This is a genomic window from Paraburkholderia sediminicola (genome assembly GCF_902859805.1).
Lineage (GTDB): Bacteria > Pseudomonadota > Gammaproteobacteria > Burkholderiales > Burkholderiaceae > Paraburkholderia > Paraburkholderia sediminicola.
The window spans coordinates 93,725-112,000 of record NZ_CADIKC010000006.1 but is presented as its reverse complement, the minus strand read 5'-3'; the positions used below and the strand labels follow the sequence as shown (position 1 = coordinate 112,000).

The following is an 18,276-nucleotide window of genomic DNA, read 5'->3' as shown; positions in this document are numbered from 1 at the left end:
ATCCACGCAAAAATCCACCCAGACCCAACTCATGCCAGATGTTCCCTTCGTCCTCGCCGATGGCATCGCCCGGCGCGATGCATTGCGCGGGCAAACGCTGCTGCAGCCGACAACCTTCGCCCTTTGCGCCGGCGACCGTGTCGCGGTCACCGGACCCTCGGGTTCGGGCAAGAGCGTGTTCATGCGCGCCCTCGCCCTGCTCGATCCGCTCGATGCCGGACGCATCATGTGGCACGGCGCGCCGGTCGAGCGCGCCGCCATTCCGCGTTACCGGCGCAACGTCGCGTATATCCGGCAACGGCCCGCGCTCCTCGACGGCAGCGTGGAAGACAATCTGCGTTACCCGTTCGAATTGCGGACCTATCGCGACGTGCGCTTCGATCGCGCACGCGCGGCAAGCCTCGCCGCTCAGGCCGGCCGCGGCGACGATTTTCTCGCCAAGCGCGCGAGCGAATTGTCCGGCGGAGAAGCGCAGATCACCGCGCTGATTCGCGTTCTGCAACTCGCGCCCGAAGTATTGCTGCTGGATGAGCCCACCGCGTCGCTCGATCCGGAGTCGTCACACGCGATCGAGGCTTTGGTGCACGCGTGGTTCGCTGCCGAACCCGGTCGCCATGCGTCGATGTGGGTATCGCACGATCCGGCGCAAGCGGCGCGCATGAGCGAGCGGCATCTCACGATGCGCGCCGGCGTGCTCGACGAATCCTCGGTGACGCCCGCACATCAGGAGCTCGGCCAATGACATTGCAAAACCTGAGTCTCTGGGACCTCGCGATCGCCGCGCTGCTGATCGTGGTGAATGGCGTGGTCTCGGTCGCGCTCAAGCTCGATCTCGAACGCAAGCTCGCGTGGGCGGCGGTACGCACCGTCGTGCAATTGCTGGCGATCGGCTATGTGCTGGGCTGGGTGTTCCGCTATGACCACTGGTTCGTGGTGCTGCCCTTGATGGTCGTGATGACGCTGATCGCCGGCTTCGCGGGTGCGCAGCGCGGCAGCCGCACCTACGCCGGGCAGCGTGTGGACAGTGTGCTGTCGATCTGGGTCAGTTCGTGGCTGGTCGCCGCGGTCGGGCTCTTCGTCGTGATCCGCATTCACCCATGGTACGAGCCGCAGTACGCGATTCCGATTCTCGGCATGATCCTCGGCAATACGCTCACCGGCGTGTCGCTCGGTATCGAGCGGATGACCGAGGAACTGACCGCGCGGCGCGACCGTGTGGATATGGCGCTCGCGCTCGGCGCGACCCGTTGGGAAGCGGCGCAGGCGCCGGCGCGCCAGGCTGTGCGCGCGGGCATGATGCCCACCTTGAATCAGATGGCCGTGGTCGGCGTGGTGAGTTTGCCCGGCATGATGACCGGGCAGGTGCTGGCCGGTCAGTCGCCGTTGCAGGCCGTGCGTTATCAGATCGTGATCATGTTCCTGATCGCCGCGGCCTCGGCCTTGGGCACGGTGGGCGCGGTGCTGCTTACGTATCGGCGGCTTTTCTCAGCGGAGCACCGTTTTCTGTCAGCGCGGCTGGTGGAGCGGCCCGCGGCGCAACGTTGATGGGACAAACAGTATGCACGGGGGCGACGCGGCCGGCGTCGCCGGCTCGCGGTTTGTCTCGTTGGCCGCGCACCGTGAAGTTTGCCCTCATTGCGCAGACTTCACGTGCGGCCCTCAGCGTTTCGCGGTGACCGCCACTTCGGTGCCGTCATTAAGCGTCAGCGTTTTCGTGCTGCCGTTGGTCGGCATCGTAAAGCGCAGAATCTGGCTGACTGCCACGCTGTTCGGACACTTGAGCGTTTTGCCGCCGCTCGTCACCGTCTTGACGCCATGCGGCGTCTGCGCCTGGAAGCTCAATTGCACTGACGCCGTACCGTCTCCGGCGACGACCGGCGCAAAACGGATCTGCGTCTGGCGAATCATCGCACCGTTGGTATCGGTTGGCAGCGACGAGTAATTCGGGCAGCTATCCGTCGCGGGCACGGGGCCGCCTGGCGGCACCGTCTTCCACGTGAAGTCGTCCGATTCGCCGGAGCGGATCGTACGCGTTTCCTGTGAATTGCCGAACTGTTTCGACGTGACGCGCACCGTATAGCGGATCGGACCGTCGAGGGCGGACTGCGACGTCACCGTGATCGGCGTGGCTGCGTGAGCTGCCGTCACGAGCATGCCGGGCGCGAGCGCGCATGCGAGAGAAGCAACAACTGAAACGGCGGAGAGTTTGAAGCTGGAGCTCATACTGTCACCTCGTTGTTGTACCGCTGCGCGCCCGCTCTAGCGCTACTGCCAATGCACCGTCTGACTGGAGCCTGGTTCACGCCTGGTGAATGCCTGGTGAGTACCGCGTAGCACCTGGTCAACACCCGGCTGAGGCCCTGCCAGACGAGTCGCGAGACGCGCAACTGTTTTAGCATGATGCCCCACCAGTCTACCGCCAAGCGGCGCTGCGCGCGCTTCATACGAATCGGGTGTTACCCCGCTTGCGTTGAGGCGTTTTCTGCGCGTGCGACGTGACAGAAGCGCCAAACCTCGCGCAGTCTAGAAGCCCGTCAGCACCAGCTTGCCGATCGCGCGCCCTTCTTCGAGCAACCGATGCGCACGGCGCAGATTGTCGGCGTTGATCGTGCCGAGATTCTGGCCGACTGTCGTGCGCAACGTGCCTGCATCGACGAGACGCGCCACTTCGGTGAGCAGCTTATGCTGTTCGATCATATCCGGCGTGCTGAACATCGAACGCGTGAACATGAACTCCCAGTGGAACGCGGCGCTTTTCGCCTTCAATAGTTCGACAGGCACCGGCTCGCTGTTTTCGACGATCGTGCAGATGCCGCCCTGCGGCTTGATCAGTTCAGCCGCTGCCGGGAAATTCTTGTCGGTATCGTTGAAGATCAGCACGTAGTCGACCTGGTCGATGCCGAGCTTTTTCAACTGCGCGGGCATATCGCCAAAGTGATCGACGATATGATCCGCGCCCAACTCCGTCGCCCACTTTGCCGATTCAGGGCGCGAGGCGGTCGCGATCACTTTGAGTTTCGCGAGTTGCTTGGCCAGCTGAATGCCGATCGAACCCACCCCGCCCGCGCCGCCGATGATCAGTACCGTGCGGCCTTCATCCGCGCCTTGCGGCGACACGCCGAGGCGGTCGAAGAGTGCTTCCCATGCGGTAATCGCGGTCAGCGGCAGTGCGGCCGCGTGCGTGAAATCGAGCGACGCCGGCTTGCGCCCGGCAATGCGTTCGTCGACCAGATGGAACTCGCTATTCGCGCCCGGCCGGGTAATGCTGCCCGCGTAGAAAACCGGGTCACCGACCTTGAACAGCGTGACGTCGGGGCCAACCGCCACCACGGTGCCGGCAGCGTCCCAGCCGAGCACTCGCGGCGCTTTCTCGACAGTGTCTTTCGGGGCGCGCACCTTGGCGTCGACCGGATTAACCGAGATGGCTTCCACCTTCACCAGCAGGTCACGGCCGGCGGCTTCGGGTTTGGCAATCTCGACATCGACCAGCGACTCGGCTTGATCGATCGGCAAGTAACGATAGAGACCTACGGCTTTCATTGCAGCTCCTGTTCTTTCTGATGAGGTTGAGAAACCGGCGATCGATGCCGACAGCGCCTCGCGCCGTGCAGGGCTAATCGATCGCATTGGCGTCATCCTAAGGCGGTTCTGCTTCTCATAAAAGCGTCATAATGACTGAAACATCTTTTTGAATTTCAGAAGAATGGACCATCCTGCCGACTCCGTGGAACCCACTGTCAAGCCCTCGTCCGGCGAACGCGAACGACTCGATCTGCTCGACGTCGGCCTGTTCGTGCGGGCCGCACTGCTCGCCAACGTGTCGGCGGCCGGCCGCGAATTCGGGCTGTCGGCGGCGGTGGCGAGCTCACGCATCGCGCAACTCGAAAGGCTCCTTGGCGCGCGGCTGCTGCATCGGACCACCCGTCGCATCAGTCTCACGCAGGACGGCGAAGTGTTCATGACACGCGCCCAGGCGCTGCTCGACGCAGCCGATGCGGCACGCGCCTCGGTGGGTCGCGCGCAGGCCGAGCCGCAGGGGCGCCTGCGGGTGTCGATGCCGTCGTCGTTCGGGCGGCAGCACGTATCGCCGGTAGTCAGCGAATTTCTGCGCCGCTATCCCGGCGTGAGCGTCGATCTGCGTCTGACTGACCAGATGGTCGATCTGGTCGATGCGGGTATCGACTTGGCGATTCGTGTCGGCGTGCTCAAGGATTCGTCGCTGGTGGCGCGGCGCCTGGCTGTCAACCGCCGCGTGCTATGCGCCGCGCCCGCTTACCTCGCCGCGCGTGGGGCACCGCACCATCCTTCGGACCTCGCACAGCACGAATGCATCATCCTGTCAGACCAGCGCGACTGGGCATTCGTGACGCCCACCGGACCGCTCACGGTGCGGGTGAGCGGACGCCTCGTTGTCGACAACGGCGAAGTGATTCGCGATGCCTTGCTGGCCGGTTTCGGCATCGCGCTCAAGTCGACCTGGGACGTGGCGCCGTATCTGCGCAGCGGCGAACTGGTCAGCGTGCTCGACACCTATCCGCTCGCGGAGCAGGTGGCGATCTGGGCGGTGTATCCGAGTCGCGCGTTCGTGCCACCGAAGACGCTCGCGTTCATCGAGTTCCTTGTCGCGCATTTTGGCGATCCGCCTTATTGGGATGTGGAGCCGGGGTGAGACGGAATGAGCCATCTGCGGACCGCACCAGGTTGCCGACCGCGGATGGCGTAGGTGCGAGCGCATAGGAGCCGGTTCAAAGCGCGGCTACGGCGGTTCATTCAGGGACGCGCCGAAGCGGCACCGCGCGGCGTTTTCCGCGGATCAGCACTTGCCGGGCTTGCCATCACCTGCACCTGCATTGCCATCGGAATTGATGTCCGCGTGCGCATCGTTCTGCGTCTTTTGCTGATACTCGTCACCGCCACGCCGGTCGGTGTCCTTCAGTCCGCGCTCGATGTCGCGATGCGCCTGCTTGCCGACACGACGCGGAGCGTCTTCGTGTTGCGATTCCGGGTCCTGATCGGTTTCATGCGGCAGCGGCGCCGACGCCTCTTCGCGTGAAAGCGGAGCGTTCTTTGCATGCGGGTCGGCCTGCTTCTCGCCGTCGGACGATTGCGCTGAGGTTTTCATGATTTGCTCCTTTTCCGGTTGAATCGGGCTAGCTGGATCGCGGTCACTCCGCTTCATCCAGACGTTTTCTCATGGCGGCGGTGATGCGTTGACGTGTCTTTGCGTAGTCGGCCCACGGGTCGCGCTTGAGGTCTGCGAGACGCTCGTGCACGTTTTCGACGGTCCATTGATCGCCGCTCGTGGTGGTGGCGACTTCGTCCCACGAGAGCGGCACTGAAACGCCCAATCCCGGCCTGGCGCGTGCTGAAAATGCGGCCACCGTACTCGAGCCGCGGTTGTTGCGCAGGTAGTCGACAAAGATCTTCTGTTTGCGATTCTGGGCGCCCATCTTTGCGCTGAAGTACTTCGGCAACGTCGTCGCCATGTGCTGCGCGACGGCTTGCGAAAACGCCTTCACGTCGTCCCAGCCGGCATGCTTCGCGAGCGGCACCACCACATGGAACCCCTTGCCGCCACTCGTCTTGCAGAACGAGGTCAGGCCGAGCTCTTCGAGCAGCGAGCGCGTCAGTTGCGCGGCCTCGATCATCCGCTCCCAACCGAGCGATGCGTCGGGATCGAGATCGAACACCATGCGATCGGGTTTGTCGATGTTCGACACTACGGCATTCCACGTGTGAAATTCGATCGTGCCCATCTGCGCGGCGCCGACCAGCGCCTTGAGCGTATCGACAGTAATCAGCGGCGGATGACCCGGGTCGAGTCCCGGATGCTGCGTGACGTTGGGGATCGACAGCTTCTGGCTATGCTTCTGGAAAAACAGCTCGCCGCCGATGTCCTCGGGCGCACGCACCAGCGACACCGGCCGGTCTTGCAGATGCGGCAGCATCCAGTCGGCGACCGACTCGTAGTAGCGCACGAGATCGATTTTGCGGGTGCTGGTGCTTTTGTCGATGACGCGGTCGGGATGGGACACGCGCACGCCGGCGACTTCGGTTTGCTCCTGCACATCGGCTCCTTTACGGGGTGCTTCCCTGACGATCTGCCGCGCCGGTTTATCACTGCGCAGACTCACGAACGACGCCTGCCGCACGATGCCCTCGCTCGTCCATTCAGCGAAATTGCATTCGCAGACAAGCACCGGTTCGACCCAATGCAGCGGCGTGCGGCTGCGCTCGCGCGGCGTGCTGGCGAACGGCATGCGGCTGGTTGCGCGCGCGTCGAGTTCCTTCTTGAGCAAGCGCAGCAACGCAGCGTCGAAACCCGTGCCGACACGGCCGGCGTATTGCAGTTTGCCTTTGCCGTCGTAGACGCCAAGCAACAGCGCACCGAACGCCGCACGGCTACCCGCCGGCTCCGAATAGCCGCCGATCACGAATTCCTGGCGGCGTCGGCATTTCAGTTTGATCCATGCGGACGAACGCCCCGAGGTATAGCCGCTATCGCGCCGTTTGCCGATGATGCCTTCGAGCGCCATGTCGCACGCGCTCTTCAGCAGATCGTCGGCGCTGAACGCGAAATCGTTCGAGAAGCGCAGTACGCTGCCGTCGTGCCCATCCTGGTCTTCCAATAACGCGCGCAGAATCGCGCGGCGTTGTTCGAGTGGCACGCCTCGCAAGTCGTAACCGTTCAGGAACGGCACGTCGAACAGATAGATGACGATGTCCTGCGGACGGTCCGCATCGAACGCGTTTTGCAGCGCCTGAAAACTCGGTACGCCGTTGTCGTCGAGCACTACCGCTTCGCCGTCGAGCCATGCGCTTTCGATGTCGAGTTGTTCGAATGCCTTCACCTGCTTGCCGAACTTCGCGCTCCAATCGTTGCCGGCTCGCGTCAACACCTTGACTCCACGCGTCTTTGCGTTTCGATCGATGCGCGCCAGCACGCGATAGCCGTCGAACTTGATTTCGTATGTCCATTCATCGCCGGGTGGCGCGGCGTCGACGAGCGTCGCCAGTTGCGGTTTGAAGGTGGCGGGCAACGCGGCCTGGACAGCGCCTTCAATCGACGGTGACGCGGCAAGCTCGCGCAGTGACTGTGTGCTGCGGGTCGACACGATGTCGGTTTTTTTCGGATCAGCACGGCTTGAAGAGCTGGCTTTTGGACCGTTCCTGCGAGAGGCGTTCGAACTCGATGCTGTTTCTTTGGCCTTGGCGGCGTTTGCAGTCCTGGCAGCCTTGATTGCAGTCTTCGCTCCGGTCCTGCCTGTGCTCTGGCGGCTGGACTCGCTCGCGGCCGTTTTCGTCGCGGTCCTCGTGGCCTTGGCGCGCTTGCCCACCGACTCACTGCCTTCCAGTACGCTGCCAGGGCACGCCTTCAAGACGTCGTAGTCGTTCTGATCGCGCGCTTCATCGTCGCGCTCCTTGATCAGCAGCCACTGCTCCTTGTCGCCGCTGCCGCGCATATGACTGCGCACCAGCGTCCAGCCACCGTGCAGCTTTTCGCCAGAGAGCCGGAATTTGAGCTTGCCCGCCTTGTACGATCTGGCCGCCTCCACCGCGCCGCCGACCGGCTCCCACGTCCCGCGATCCCACACGATCACGGTCCCTGCGCCATAGTTGCCAGGCGGGATTTCGCCTTCGAAAGAACCATATTCGACAGGGTGATCTTCGACATGCACCGCGAGCCGTTTCACCGACGGGTCGAGGCTCGGCCCCTTGGGCACCGCCCACGACAATAACGTGCCGTTCAGTTCGAGGCGAAAGTCGTAATGCAGGCGTCGCGCGTCGTGCTCCTGAATCACATACGACAGCGCCTCGTTCGATACGCGCGCCGCGCTCCTGCGGCCGGTTTTCTTCCGCACAGCCGTGCCCGATGGCTCCGGCGTTTCGTCGAAGCGGCGCTTGCGGCTGTAGAGATCGAGCCTGTCGTTCATGGAGATGAAGTCGTCGTGGAACGGGTTGGTGCGGCGTTATCGATCGAGATCGATCAAGCGAGCGATCAGGCGGCCGCACGCCGTTTGCGTGCTGCCGGGGCCGACCTGGCGCTGGCGCCACTGCTCTTGCTGCCACTGCGGCTCGTACCCGCCGAGCGCGCCGCACGCGGCTTCTTGCGGGCTGGCGTGGCTGCTTCGGCTTCGGCATCGTCGCCCGCCTCGTCATCTTCCGCGGCATGCTTGCGCGCGCCCGTCGCCGGCTTGCCTTTGCCGCGGCCGAGGCTGCGCTTGAGCAGGTCGGACAGGTCCAGGATGTCGGCGGATTGACGCGATTCGCGCGGCGCCTCGACCTCGGTGATTTCCTCGGTCTTACCCGCGCGAATCTTTCGATCGACCAGCGCCATGATGTCGTCGTGGAACGTGTCGTGATACTGCGACGGATCCCACTTGTCGCTCATGTCGTTGATCAGCTTTTTCGCCATGTCGAGTTCACGCGAGGTGACGCCGGCCGCCTTCATCCCTTCCGGCGGCAGTTTGAATTCGTCGAAATCGCGCACCTCGGCGGCCCAGCGCAGGGTGTTCAATGCCAGCATCGGTCCGACCGGAATCAGCGCCGCGAGATGCTGCTTGTTGTGCAGCACCACACTCGCCACGCCGATCTTGCCCGATGCTTTCATCGCTTCGCGCAGCAGCGCGTACACCTTTTCGCCCTTGCGATCAGGCGTCAGAAAGTACGGCGTGTCGAGATAGAGAAACGAGATGTCGGGTGCGTCGATAAAGGCAAGGATGTCGACCGTCTGCGTTGACTCGGGATTGGCCGCGCGAATCTCGTCGTCCGAGAGAACGACGTATTTGTCCTTTTCGTACTCGAAGCCGCGCACGATGTTCTCGCGCGCTACCTCTTTGCCGGTGCGCTTGTTGATCTGCTTGTAGCCGATCGGATCGATCGTGCGCTTGTCCAGCAGATTGAAGCCGACTTTCTCTGACTGCGTCGCCGGATACAACTGCACCGGAACGTGGACCAGGCCAAAGCTGATTGCGCCCTTCCAGATCATGTGTGCCATCGTGCGCTCCCCAAGGCCTGAGACCTTCGGTGAAGCAGCAAGCGTGCCACGGGTTTGCGCGCTATTCCCGGCTCGGTACGGCGGTGGCTGCCACGGTTCCAGACGCTATGCCGCCGTGGCGCCGGGCCGGTTGCCACGCGCATCGGCTGTAAGTCTTGCGCCATATCGGCAAAAGATACGGCGCTTGCAGCGCTCCTCCAATGGTGCCTGGCAAGCGCCGATCTTCACCCGCCGCTCACCGGTTCGAGTTCGATCGGCACCGCTGCGAAGCCGCGAAACCGCACCCGTCCGCCGCGCGTTGGCTCGCCGTCTAGTCGATACGTGGGAAAGCGCTGCACGAAGCGTCCGATGGCGATGCGCGCCTCGAGTCGCGCGAGCGACAAGCCCGCGCATTGGTGAATGCCGAAGCCGAACGCCAGATGCCGGTTCGGATCGCGGCGGATGTCAAAGCAATCCGGTTGCGCGAACTGCTCGGGGTCGCGATTGGCCGCGCCGATGCACAGCGTGACGGGCGTACCGCGCGCCACCGCGACGCCGCCGATCTCCGTGTCGACCGTGGCCATCCGGTTGCCCAGCTGATTCGAGCTCTCGAACCGCAAACACTCTTCGACCGCCGATTCGATCAGCGACGGTTCGCGCAGCAACGCCGCGCGCTGTTCCGGCCAGGCGGTGAGCGTAACGAGACCGTTGCCGATCAGATTTGTGGTGGTCTCATGACCGGCGTTCAGGATGAAGATGCAGTTTTGCAGCAGTTCCGCTTCCGACAACTGCTCGCCGCCCTGTTCGCCCTGAATCAGGCGCGTCAGCACGTCGTGTTGCGGATCGCCAGGCTCGCGCCGGCGCCGTGCCACCAGATCGCGCAGATAGTCGACAAACTCGCTGACCGCACGGTTGCCCCGTTCGAGCTGCGCCTCGTTAAGCGACGGCTCCAGCGCGCCGAGTATCGCCAGCGACCAGTCGCGCAACGGCTCGCGCTCTGCGTGCGGCACATCCAGCAGATTGCCGATGATCTCGACCGGAATCGCCGACGCGAACTCTCCAATCAGATCGATCCGGCCGCGCAGAGCGGCAGTATCGAGCAAACCATCGACGAGGCGGATCAACCCGGGTTCCATGGCCGCGATCGCGCGCGCCGTCAGCGCGCCGGCGATTAGTTTGCGCACCCGAGTGTGACGCGGCGGATCGTTGAAGACGAGACTGGTGGTGTGGTGGGTGAAGAGCGGTGAGTCGCCGTACTTCGGTTTGAATTCGACAGTTTTGTCGGAACTGAAAGTTTTGGGGTCGCGGTAGACGGCCTGCACGTCGCGAAACCGCGTCAGAAATAGCGAGCCGTCCGGCATGCGTTTGACCGGTTCATGGGCACGCAGTGCGTGGTAGACCGGGTATGGGTCGGCGTAGAACGCGGGGCTCAGCTGGCGCAGATCGAAATCGCGCGCAAGGGTGGATGCGTCGCTGGCTGTTGCGGGGGGCATTGCTTGTCTCCGTGGTGGCGCGCCTCGTCGTGGGTGCCGATACCTTGCCGATGCGTGCCACGTGCGAGTGTGCTGCGCGGGTTCTGGACGCGATGGGCCTGGCGGGTTCGATGGCTGCGGGGCGTCGTTCGAAGCGCCAGTATGACGCGGGCGCCTGATCGTTGCACGGTGGATTGCCGGGCGTCCTGCCTGGATGGTTAGGCGATGGGTCAGGTGATGGGTGAGGTGATGGGTGAGGTAATGGATTTTCTCCCGGACCGTTTGTTTGCCTATTGTCCGGTCAACGCCAACCCGCCTGACTGCCATCCAGGGATACCTATCGCCGCGTTGCCGACTGCCCCCTGCGGGCCACATGCCGCCGAACCGTTACAATGACGGAATTTTCCGCGCGCCTCGCGCGCGCCCTCTTCCGCGTCAATGGGTCGCCCATGAACCTCGTCATCCAAAGCACCGCGCCCCTTTCCGCCGACCACCACAAAACGCTCGTCGCGCTTGCGCGCGGTTCACGCGCCGCTGTCATCGACGCGAACGCGATTCGCATCGCCGACGCGAACGTTGCGCAGCGCGCAGACCTCGCGGTCTATTGCGGCACGCATCAGCTGGACTACGCGTTTGTCGAACCCGGCCGCCAGTTGCGAGACTTCGGCCTCGTTGCGATGGACATGGATTCAACGCTGATCACGATCGAATGCATCGACGAAATCGCCGACTTCTGCGGGTTGAAAGCAGAAGTCGCCGCGATCACCGAAGCCTCGATGCGCGGTGAAATCAAGGACTTCAACGAGAGCCTGACGCGCCGCGTGGCATTGCTAAAGGGACTCGACGCCGGCGCGCTCGAACGCGTTTATGAAGAGCGGTTGCAACTCTCGCCCGGCGCCGAACGAATGCTGGCAGGCGCGAAAGCGGCGGAATTGAAAACGCTGCTGGTGTCCGGCGGATTCACGTTCTTTACCGAAAAACTGAAAGCCCGGCTCGGCCTCGATTTCACGCACGCGAACACGCTCGAAATCGTGGATGGAAAGTTGACCGGCAACGTAATCGGCGAGATCGTCAACGCCGACGTGAAGGCACGCACGTTGCGCGAGACATGCGCCCAACTGGGCATCGAGCCGACGCGTGCGATTGCGATGGGCGATGGCTCGAACGATCTGAAAATGATGGCGGCCGCGGGACTTTCCGTAGCGTTCCGCGCGAAGCCGGTAGTGCGCGAAGCAGCCAGTGTGTCGTTCAACCACGTTGGGCTGGACGGCTTGCTGCGGTTGTTCTGAAGCTTGAGTGCGCTGGCCGTTGCAATGGCGGCCAGCGCCGGTACGAGAATTATTTGTTGAGATGGGCGATCAGGAACATGCCCAACATGGCGATCCCGGTGACGCCGATCACGACGCTATTCCACTTCAGAAAAAGGGCGTGGTTTTCGTTAGATTCCAGAAACGTGAATAGTCTATGCATGAGTGCCTCCCAAATGGAGATCAGTATAAGAGCTGAGTTATCTAATAATTCTAAATCAGGTGAACGTGTAGGATTACCAACAGAGTAGCTGCAAGAGATGTTGCAAAAATCGAAGTCGCAATGGCCACACGCGCCACACGCGACAACGCTCCCGTAGCACACCGCTTCCGCCTTTCACGAATGCATGTAGCCGTCTGATCATGGCACGTGTTGACCAGGGACGACATCACCATATTCGAGCAAGCGAATGCCAGGATGCAGAATCCAGCAATGGCACCCTCCAGCATAGGCATCACGCCACTTCCCCGCTCCAGCGCAGTCACCGCCTCATAAACCGCGGCCGCGCACAGTCCGATCGCACACCAGAACAGTTGGCCGTCTTTCACTGATGCGGCGATCAACGTCTTCGCGACCCGCCAGCCGTGCGTGGGAGCGACGAGCGCTAGCGTAAAGATCGGGCCGACAATCGGCACGCCAAGATTCAGCAATATCCAGAAAAACAGATTCATCGAAGCTCACCATCGTGCGTTGATCGTTAGTCATAGTGCGCACCATCGTAGCGTCGAGAGCCGGCGTCCACCATTCAGCCGAATGGTTAGGTTGACCGGCTATCCTGACAAAACAAAAAGCCCATCGTGAACTCGTCACGATGGGCTTTCTCAACGTCGGCAATCAGCAATCGGCAATCAGGCGCTTAACCCAGCGCCGCCAGACACTGTTCGATATCCGCGCGCAAATCGGCCTCCTCTTCCAGGCCGATATAGAACCGCACCAGCGTGCCGCGATACGGCCATTGACCTTCCGTGCGCATCGAAGCGACGTCGTACGGCATCGCGAGACTGTGCGCACCGCCCCAGCTCCAGCCGAGCGAAAACAGCTCGAGCGACTCGCAGAACGTGTCGATTTGCGCCGCGCTGTAACGTGCATCGAACACCACTGAGAACAGTCCGCCCGCGCCCGTAAAGTCGCGTTTGTAAAACTCATGTCCGGGACAGTCGGACAACGCCGGGTGCAGGACCGCGGCAATTTCCGGACGCGTCTTCAGCCAGTTGGCGAGGCCGAGCGCTGCCCGGTCATGCTGTTCGAAACGCAGCCGCATGCTCGGCAGACTGCGCAGAATCAACGAACAGTCATCCGACGACACGCCGATACCCGTGCGCATGCGCGCGGCCTTCAGCTTCAGATGCAACTCGCGATCGACCGTGATCGTCGCGCCCATCAGCACGTCGCCACCGCCCGACTGGTACTTGGTCAAAGCCTGCACCGAGATGTCGACGCCATGGTCGAACGGCCGGAAACCGAGCCCTGCGGACCAGGTATTGTCGATCGCCGTGACGACATTGCGCGCACGCGCCACCGCGGTGATGGCCGGCACGTCGGGCACTTCCATCGTGACCGAACCGGGCGCTTCGAGCCAGATCAAACGCGTATTCGGCTGGATCAGATCCGCGATGCCCGCGCCGATCATCGGATCGTAGTAGCGCGCGGTGATGCCGAAATCGCGCGCCAGCCAGTCGCCGTGATCGCGGTTCGGCGAGTAGACGTTATCGGGAATCAGCACGTCGTCGCCGGCCTTCACGATGCCGAAGTACACGTTCGAAATCGACGACAAACCCGACGGCTGCAGCAATGCGTGATTACCGCCTTCGATCGTGGCAAGCCGCTGCGCCAGCGCGAGCGAAGTCGGCGTTGCATGCAGGCCATAGCGCCATTGCGCGTCGTTTTTCCAGTCGAGCGCGCGCATCGTCGCGAGGTCGGGGAACACGACGGTCGAGGCGCGCGTCACCGGCATCGAGAAGGATTCGAAGCCCGGCGTAAGCTGGTCCTCGTGCCGCACGATGCTGGTTTGCAGGCCGCGTTTGAGTTTGGATTGGGTCATGGTGTTGGTAGGCTTTATTCGCCGGTTTGCAGGTTGCTCACCCCGCCAACGGCGTGGCCACCACCTGTCGCCGAGGCAGGCGCTGCTGCGCTGCCGGCGGACGGCTGCGGCGCGACCGCAGCCTTGTTAGCGGCCGCACCGGCACTCGCTGATGCAGCCGGCACAGCCTGCCCCGCTGCCAGCGGCTTCAGATCGAACGGCTGCGGGTCGGAATCGTCGACATTCATCCGGTCGCCGGCCACCGAACCGTCGGCGGCAAACTTGCCCACCCAGTTGCCCGTGATATGCGTGCCGTCGTTCGATTCTTCGACTTCGAGCGTATCGCCGTCGCGGTCACCCGCGATCAGGATCACCTCGCCGGTGTCGGTGTACTGATACTCGCCGTGCACACCGGCCGGATCATCCGTTTTCGCGCCGAGACGCAGCACGATCTGACGCGAGCCCAGCATGCCGGCGTAGCGCGGAAACTTCGCGAATTCGGGGCTCGGCTTGAGCGGCAACTGAATCGGCGGGGGCGCCGCCAGCTCCTTCACCGCGTCGCTTTCCGCCCATGCCTGCGCGGGCAGCACAGCCCCGGCGCCGGCACACAGCAATGCGGCGGCGCTTACTGCGCCCCGAAGGAAGTGCCCCTGGAGGACTGCCCAACCGCGCCGACGCATCGCACCCTTCATCGCTTTCGATTCCTGCATCCGTTCTTTCCTTGTTGCCTGATACTGCTCGATACTAGTTTGCTACCCGGCTTCGTTCCGCGGAACCAGATGACGCCTCGCGTGGCGTTACCTGGGTCCACCTCAGGCTCTCAGCTTCAGATCCGTTCGAAGATCGCCGCGATGCCCTGCCCGCCGCCGATACACATCGTCACCAGCGCGTAGCGACCGCCAACCCGCTGCAACTCATACAACGCCTTGACGGTGATCAGTGCGCCGGTTGCGCCGATCGGGTGGCCGAGCGAAATGCCGGAGCCGTTCGGATTGACCTTGGCCGGATCAAGACCGAGTTCCTTGCTGACCGCACACGCCTGAGCAGCAAACGCTTCGTTCGCTTCGATCACATCGAGATCGGCGACCGTCAGACCGGCGCGTTCGAGCGCCTTGCGCGTCGCCGGCACCGGGCCGATGCCCATGTAGGCCGGATCGACGCCCGCATGCGCGTACGAAACCAGCCGCGCCAGCGGCTTGATGCCGCGCTTTTCGGCGACGCTGCGCTCCATTAGCACGACCGCCGCGGCGGCGTCGTTGATGCCCGAGGCGTTGCCGGCTGTCACCGTGCCGTTTTCCTTCGCGAACACCGGCTTCAACTTGGAGAAGTCTTCGGCCGTCGCGTTCATACGCGTGTGTTCATCCGTATCGAACACGACGTCGCCCTTCTTCGACGGAATCGTGATCGGCAGAATCTGGTCCTTGAAGTAGCCGCTCGTAATAGCGTTAGCCGCACGGCGATGCGATTCGAGCGCGAGCGCGTCCTGCGTTTCGCGCGAGATGTCGTACTTGCGGGCAACGTTCTCAGCAGTCACGCCCATATGGATGGACTGGAACGGGTCGTTCAGCGCGCCGACCATCATGTCGACGAGGCGCGCGTCGCCCATGCGCTGACCGAAGCGCGCAGCCGGCATGGAGTACGGTGCACGGCTCATGTTTTCCGCACCACCGCCGATCGCGATGTCGGCGTCGCCGAGCAGCACGCTTTGGGCGGCCGAGACGATGGCCTGCAAGCCGGAGCCGCACAGGCGGTTGACAGTCAACGCGGGCGCATGTTGCGCAACGCCGCCGTTGATCGCGGCCACGCGGGCCAGATACATGTCTTTCGGTTCGGTATGCACGACGTTGCCGAACACCACGTGACCGACTTCGTCACCCGACACGTTCGCGCGCGCCAGCGCTTCACGTACGACGCGTGCGCCCAGATCGGTCGGCGGAAAATCCTTCAGACTGCCGCCAAAACCGCCGATTGCCGTACGTACACCGCTTACCACCACTACGTCTCGTTGCATCGCTCGCTCCTGTTTAGTGTCTCAAGATAGTCTTGTCCTGGCGGGCTGCGGGGCGCGCCTCTCAGCGCGTGACTGTCAGCCGGCCAGGATGTGTTCGACCGTCGCGCGCGAAGGGATCGGCGCGACCGCGCCGTAACCTTGCGTGGACAGTGCCGCGGCGACGTTCGCATATCGCGCCGCCTGAAAAGGATCGTCACCTGCGACGATGCGCGCGATGAACGCGCCACCGAAGCAATCCCCGGCGCCGGTCGCATCGACCGCATTGACAACGTGGCCCGGCACGACGCGCCGCTCGTCTGGCGTGGCGATGTACGAGCCTTCCTTACCGAGCTTGAGCGCCACGACACGCGGACCATGCGACAGCAGAAAATCGACGATCTCGTCGCGGCCGGTCAAGCCGGTGAGTTCGGTGACGTCGTCCCAGCTCGGCAGGCAAATGTCGGTGCGACGAATGGCTTCGAGCATCACCGCGCGCGCTCTTGCCAACGGCCACAGCTTCAAACGCAGATTGGTGTCGAAGCTCACGAGTACGCCGTTTGCGCGTGCATGCTCGATCGCCGCCAACGCGGCGTCGCAGGCGCTCAGGCTGATCGCGAGACTGATGCCGGACAGGTGGATGACTTTGGCCGCGGCGATCGCATCGAGCGGCAAATCGTGCGGTGCGTAGCGGCTCGCGGCCGACCCCGCGCGCAGATAGTCGAACGCGTGACCAGCGGGACCATGCGAGACGAAATAGACACCGGTGGGCGCGTGCGGATCGACGCGCACGAGCGACGTATCAACCTGCTCGCGTTCCCACAAATCGATCAGCAGACGCCCGAAATGATCGCTGCCGACGGCCGACACGAAACCTGTCTTCGCGCCCTGCCGCGTTGCCGCGATACAGAAGTTCGACGTGTCGCCGCCGAAACCTTGCAGATAGTTCGGCTGATCTTTAGCCGACTGGTTGAACTCGATCATCGCTTCGCCGAGCGCGAGGATCTCCGGAGGCTGGCTCTCCGGGCGCTGGGTTGCCGGCGCGCCGGCCGTACTCACCGTCATCGCTTAGACCTCGCCCCACAGATCGTGACCGTCGGCGCCGGTGATCTTCACCGAGACAAAATCGCCGACCTTGTAACGCTTCGACGCCTTGGTGGCCGGCGCGATATACACGACGCCGTCGATCTCGGGCGCATCCGCCGCCGTGCGGCCGATGCCGCCGTCGGCATTGATCTCGTCGACCAGGACTTTCAGCGTTTTGCCGACCTTCTTCGCAATCCGTTTGGCCGACACTTCTTCAGCCACTTCCATGAAACGCGCGCGGCGTTCTTCACGCACTTCGTCGGGCAACGCACCGTCGAGTTCGTTGGCGCTCGCGCCTTCGACCGGCGAATAAGCAAAGCAGCCGACCCGATCCAGTTCCGCCTCGCGGATAAAATCGAGCAGCGTCTGGAATTGCTCTTCCGTCTCGCCCGGGAAGCCGGCGATAAACGTGCTGCGGATCGTCAGATCCGGGCACATTTCGCGCCACGCCTTCACGCGCTCCATCACTTTCTCGGCGTTGGCCGGGCGCTTCATGCGCTTCAACACTTCCGGATGCGCGTGCTGGAACGGCACGTCCAGATACGGCAGCACGTGGCCCTTGAACGGACCTTCGGCCATCATCGGAATGACTTCGTCGACGCTCGGATACGGATACACGTAGTGCAAACGTACCCATGCGCCGTATTGCGCCGCGAGTTCGCCGAGCGCGCCGACCAGATCGGTCATGCGCGTCTTGATCGGCTTGCCGTTCCAGAAACCGGTGCGGTATTTCACGTCGACGCCGTATGCGCTCGTGTCCTGCGAAATCACCAGCAGTTCCTTCACGCCAGACTTGAACAGGTTCTCCGCCTCGAGCATCACGTCGGCGACCGGGCGCGACACGAGGTCGCCGCGCATCGACGGGATGATGCAGAACGTGCAGCGGTGGTTGCAGCCTTCGGAAATCTTGAGGTAAGCGTAGTGGCGCGGCGTGAGCTTCACACCGGCAGCCGGCACCAGATCGATGAACGGGTCGTGCGGCTTCGGCAGATGATTGTGTACCGCCTGCATTACTTCGCCGAGCGCATGCGGACCGGTCACGGCCAGCACCTTCGGATGCACTTCTTCGATCAGGTTCGAGCCACTTGCGCTCTGCTTGGCGCCGAGGCAACCCGTGACGATCACCTTGCCGTTTTCGCTGAGCGCTTCGCCGATCGCGTCGAGGCTTTCCTGCACCGCTTCGTCGATGAAGCCACACGTGTTGACGACGACGAGATCCGCGCCGTCATACGTGCCGGAGATCTCGTAACCCTCGGCGCGCAACTGCGTGATGATCTGCTCGGAATCGACAAGCGCTTTGGGGCAGCCGAGGCTGACGAAACCGACCTTCGGAGTCGAAGGAGTCGGCACTGCGGGGGAAATGGTCTGCGACATAGGATGGGTCCGGCGTATAGCGGTGACGATGGCGACAAATGGGGACGGTGCG

The 18,276-nt window shown here is 63.2% G+C and carries 17 protein-coding genes; 4 read left to right on the top strand and 13 right to left on the bottom strand.

The features are described from left to right. Nucleotides 1–31 precede the first annotated feature (31 nt). Together R8871_RS21510 and R8871_RS21505 are read left to right on the top strand one after the other, a co-directional pair. Nucleotides 32–742, top strand: coding sequence for an ABC transporter ATP-binding protein (locus R8871_RS21510; protein ID WP_175052540.1), 711 nt, complete (start codon nucleotides 32–34; stop codon nucleotides 740–742). Next, a complete protein-coding gene (locus R8871_RS21505) occupies nucleotides 739–1,545 on the top strand; it encodes an ABC transporter permease (protein WP_175052272.1) in 807 nt (268 codons plus the stop codon). Before R8871_RS21510 ends, R8871_RS21505 begins: the two co-directional genes overlap by 4 nt. 114 nt (nucleotides 1,546–1,659) lie before the next feature. On the opposite strand, the gene R8871_RS21500 is transcribed toward R8871_RS21505, so the two are convergent. Both R8871_RS21500 and R8871_RS21495 read right to left on the bottom strand, forming a co-directional pair. Then, nucleotides 1,660–2,223 carry a DUF6013 family protein gene (locus R8871_RS21500; RefSeq protein ID WP_175052271.1) on the bottom strand — a complete coding sequence of 188 codons (564 nt, stop codon included), beginning with the start codon at nucleotides 2,221–2,223 and terminating at the stop codon, nucleotides 1,660–1,662. A 300-nt stretch (nucleotides 2,224–2,523) separates the two neighbouring features. Further along, complete coding sequence (locus R8871_RS21495) at nucleotides 2,524–3,540, bottom strand: zinc-binding alcohol dehydrogenase family protein (protein ID WP_175052270.1); 1,017 nt, start codon at nucleotides 3,538–3,540, stop codon at nucleotides 2,524–2,526. 163 nt (nucleotides 3,541–3,703) lie between these two features. Between R8871_RS21495 and R8871_RS21490 the strand changes: the two genes are divergently transcribed. Then, entirely contained in the window at nucleotides 3,704–4,669 is a 966-nt protein-coding gene (locus R8871_RS21490) for a LysR family transcriptional regulator (protein ID WP_175052269.1), read from the top strand. A gap of 144 nt (nucleotides 4,670–4,813) precedes the next feature. On the opposite strand, the gene R8871_RS21485 is transcribed toward R8871_RS21490, so the two are convergent. The 4 genes from R8871_RS21485 to R8871_RS21470 all read right to left on the bottom strand — a co-directional run bounded on the left by R8871_RS21485 (nucleotide 4,814) and on the right by R8871_RS21470 (nucleotide 10,470). Next, on the bottom strand, nucleotides 4,814–5,122 hold the full coding sequence (locus tag R8871_RS21485) for a hypothetical protein (protein WP_175052268.1): 309 nt from the start codon (nucleotides 5,120–5,122) through the stop codon (nucleotides 4,814–4,816). A gap of 43 nt (nucleotides 5,123–5,165) precedes the next feature. Beyond that, a complete protein-coding gene (ligD, locus tag R8871_RS21480) occupies nucleotides 5,166–7,934 on the bottom strand; it encodes a DNA ligase D (protein ID WP_175052267.1) in 2,769 nt (922 codons plus the stop codon). 65 nt (nucleotides 7,935–7,999) lie between these two features. Next, nucleotides 8,000–8,998 (bottom strand): non-homologous end joining protein Ku, encoded by a 999-nt coding sequence (gene ku / locus R8871_RS21475; protein WP_175052266.1) that lies wholly within the window; start codon nucleotides 8,996–8,998, stop codon nucleotides 8,000–8,002. Between the two features lie 224 nt (nucleotides 8,999–9,222). After that, a complete protein-coding gene (locus tag R8871_RS21470) occupies nucleotides 9,223–10,470 on the bottom strand; it encodes a cytochrome P450 (RefSeq protein WP_175052265.1) in 1,248 nt (415 codons plus the stop codon). 428 nt (nucleotides 10,471–10,898) lie between these two features. Here R8871_RS21470 and serB point away from each other — a divergent pair, with 428 nt between their 5' ends. Beyond that, on the top strand, nucleotides 10,899–11,738 hold the full coding sequence (gene serB, locus R8871_RS21465) for a phosphoserine phosphatase SerB (protein ID WP_175052264.1): 840 nt from the start codon (nucleotides 10,899–10,901) through the stop codon (nucleotides 11,736–11,738). A gap of 49 nt (nucleotides 11,739–11,787) precedes the next feature. Here serB and R8871_RS38730 read toward each other — a convergent pair whose 3' ends face one another. The 7 genes from R8871_RS38730 to rimO form a co-directional block, all read right to left on the bottom strand. After that, nucleotides 11,788–11,919, bottom strand: a complete 132-nt coding sequence (locus R8871_RS38730; protein ID WP_281370244.1) for a hypothetical protein — start codon at nucleotides 11,917–11,919, stop codon at nucleotides 11,788–11,790. Nucleotides 11,920–11,969: 50 nt separating this feature from the next. Beyond that, nucleotides 11,970–12,428, bottom strand: coding sequence for a hypothetical protein (locus tag R8871_RS21460; RefSeq protein WP_175052263.1), 459 nt, complete (start codon nucleotides 12,426–12,428; stop codon nucleotides 11,970–11,972). 185 nt (nucleotides 12,429–12,613) lie between these two features. Next, nucleotides 12,614–13,798, bottom strand: a complete 1,185-nt coding sequence (locus R8871_RS21455) for a cystathionine beta-lyase (RefSeq protein WP_175052262.1) — start codon at nucleotides 13,796–13,798, stop codon at nucleotides 12,614–12,616. A 14-nt stretch (nucleotides 13,799–13,812) separates the two neighbouring features. After that, a complete protein-coding gene (locus R8871_RS21450; protein WP_175052261.1) occupies nucleotides 13,813–14,487 on the bottom strand; it encodes a hypothetical protein in 675 nt (224 codons plus the stop codon). A 116-nt stretch (nucleotides 14,488–14,603) separates the two neighbouring features. Beyond that, nucleotides 14,604–15,788: a beta-ketothiolase BktB gene (gene bktB / locus R8871_RS21445; RefSeq protein WP_175052260.1), complete on the bottom strand. Its 1,185-nt coding sequence runs from the start codon at nucleotides 15,786–15,788 to the stop codon at nucleotides 14,604–14,606. Between the two features lie 75 nt (nucleotides 15,789–15,863). Beyond that, nucleotides 15,864–16,829, bottom strand: coding sequence for a sugar kinase (locus tag R8871_RS21440; RefSeq protein WP_175052259.1), 966 nt, complete (start codon nucleotides 16,827–16,829; stop codon nucleotides 15,864–15,866). A gap of 3 nt (nucleotides 16,830–16,832) precedes the next feature. Then, entirely contained in the window at nucleotides 16,833–18,224 is a 1,392-nt protein-coding gene (rimO, locus tag R8871_RS21435; protein WP_054039491.1) for a 30S ribosomal protein S12 methylthiotransferase RimO, read from the bottom strand. Nucleotides 18,225–18,276: the final 52 nt, after the last annotated feature.

Bases quoted from the DNA above. Each gene is read 5' to 3' on its own strand.
- R8871_RS21510 (WP_175052540.1), top strand. From the start codon at position 32: ATGCCAGATGTTCCCTTCGTCCTCGCCGATGGCATCGCCCGGCGCGAT.
- R8871_RS21505 (WP_175052272.1), top strand. From the start codon at position 739: ATGACATTGCAAAACCTGAGTCTCTGGGACCTCGCGATCGCCGCGCTG.
- R8871_RS21500 (WP_175052271.1), bottom strand. From the start codon at position 2,223: ATGAGCTCCAGCTTCAAACTCTCCGCCGTTTCAGTTGTTGCTTCTCTC.
- R8871_RS21495 (WP_175052270.1), bottom strand. From the start codon at position 3,540: ATGAAAGCCGTAGGTCTCTATCGTTACTTGCCGATCGATCAAGCCGAG.
- R8871_RS21490 (WP_175052269.1), top strand. From the start codon at position 3,704: ATGGACCATCCTGCCGACTCCGTGGAACCCACTGTCAAGCCCTCGTCC.
- R8871_RS21485 (WP_175052268.1), bottom strand. From the start codon at position 5,122: ATGAAAACCTCAGCGCAATCGTCCGACGGCGAGAAGCAGGCCGACCCG.
- ligD (WP_175052267.1), bottom strand. From the start codon at position 7,934: ATGAACGACAGGCTCGATCTCTACAGCCGCAAGCGCCGCTTCGACGAA.
- ku (WP_175052266.1), bottom strand. From the start codon at position 8,998: ATGGCACACATGATCTGGAAGGGCGCAATCAGCTTTGGCCTGGTCCAC.
- R8871_RS21470 (WP_175052265.1), bottom strand. From the start codon at position 10,470: ATGCCCCCCGCAACAGCCAGCGACGCATCCACCCTTGCGCGCGATTTC.
- serB (WP_175052264.1), top strand. From the start codon at position 10,899: ATGAACCTCGTCATCCAAAGCACCGCGCCCCTTTCCGCCGACCACCAC.
- R8871_RS38730 (WP_281370244.1), bottom strand. From the start codon at position 11,919: ATGCATAGACTATTCACGTTTCTGGAATCTAACGAAAACCACGCCCTT.
- R8871_RS21460 (WP_175052263.1), bottom strand. From the start codon at position 12,428: ATGAATCTGTTTTTCTGGATATTGCTGAATCTTGGCGTGCCGATTGTC.
- R8871_RS21455 (WP_175052262.1), bottom strand. From the start codon at position 13,798: ATGACCCAATCCAAACTCAAACGCGGCCTGCAAACCAGCATCGTGCGG.
- R8871_RS21450 (WP_175052261.1), bottom strand. From the start codon at position 14,487: ATGCAGGAATCGAAAGCGATGAAGGGTGCGATGCGTCGGCGCGGTTGG.
- bktB (WP_175052260.1), bottom strand. From the start codon at position 15,788: ATGCAACGAGACGTAGTGGTGGTAAGCGGTGTACGTACGGCAATCGGC.
- R8871_RS21440 (WP_175052259.1), bottom strand. From the start codon at position 16,829: ATGACGGTGAGTACGGCCGGCGCGCCGGCAACCCAGCGCCCGGAGAGC.
- rimO (WP_054039491.1), bottom strand. From the start codon at position 18,224: ATGTCGCAGACCATTTCCCCCGCAGTGCCGACTCCTTCGACTCCGAAG.